A 1,100-nucleotide genomic window follows, 5' to 3' on the forward strand; every position below is an offset into this window, starting at 1 on the left:
TGCCTATCAGCTCACGCCGGATCGTCCGGACTGTTCGCGCCGCGCACCGCGCACGAACATGTTCGTGCGCGGTGCGCGGCGCGAACAGTCCGGACGATCCGGCGTGAGCTGATAGGCAAGGGAAGGCATGGATCTTGCGGTTCTCCAACCTGTTTTCTGCCACATCATCTTCAAACTAAGTCTTCTAGGCCCTAAGTAATCCTACGTAATTTTTCCGCATGAGCACACGAAGTACCCGCGCACGCGAAAAGGCCCGCCGCCCTTTCGAGCGACGAGCCCCTTCGCCAATCGGGTGACCGATTATCTTAACGAAGCAGCGAGAGAACGTTCTGCTGGCTCTGATTGGCCTGTGCGAGCATGGCACCCGAAGCCTGGCTCAGGATCTGGGCCTTAGCGAGAGCGGTCGTCTCAGCCGAGTAGTCCGTATCTTCGATCCGCGAACGGGCGTCGGACAGGTTGGTGATGTTGCTGGAAAGGTTGTTCACCGCCGATTCCAACTGGTTCTGCGATGCACCGAGGTTGGCGCGGGTCGTCGAGATCACCTTGATGGCATCGTCGAACAGGGCAAGTTCGCTACCGTCGCCGGCTAGATCTGTCACATCGACACCAAAAGTGCCGGTAGCAGCGATGAATGCTGCGTTATTAGCTAAGCCTGCGCCAAGATTTATTTCGACCGTATCGCTTGCATTTGCGCCAGCCTGAATAGTGATTTTGTTCTCTACAGCAGGGTCTAGGGTCCCTGGCGTAGCTGCCGATTCACCACCGGCGAACAGCTTACTACCGTTGNATTCGGTATTGTTCAGAACGCTTTGGATTTGCGTATTCAAAGCATCCATTTCGGCCGCAAGGTTTGTTTTGTCATCAGCGGAATAAGTCCCATTGGAAGCCTGGACGGTAAGTTCGCGCTGGCGCTGCAACATGTTCGTGACTTCATTGAGCGCACCTTCGGCGGTCTGCGCCAACGAGATACCGTCATTGGCGTTGCGGATGCCCTGGTTCATGCCGCGGACCTGCGAGGTCATGCTGGTCGCGATGGCGAGGCCGGCGGCGTCGTCCTTGGCGGAGTTGATGCGCTTGCCGGTCGACAGGCGCTCCATCGC

The 1,100-nt window shown here is 57.6% G+C and carries 1 protein-coding gene; it reads right to left on the reverse strand.

The window, feature by feature from the left end; all coding sequences use genetic code 11:
• Positions 1-305: 305 nt before the first annotated feature.
• Positions 306-1,100: flagellin (locus A3736_RS05440; RefSeq protein ID WP_067680215.1), on the reverse strand; the 795-nt coding region annotated here is incomplete at its 5' end.

Source organism: Erythrobacter sp. HI0063, assembly GCF_001635685.1.
In the GTDB taxonomy this organism is placed as follows: Bacteria; Pseudomonadota; Alphaproteobacteria; order Sphingomonadales; family Sphingomonadaceae; genus Qipengyuania.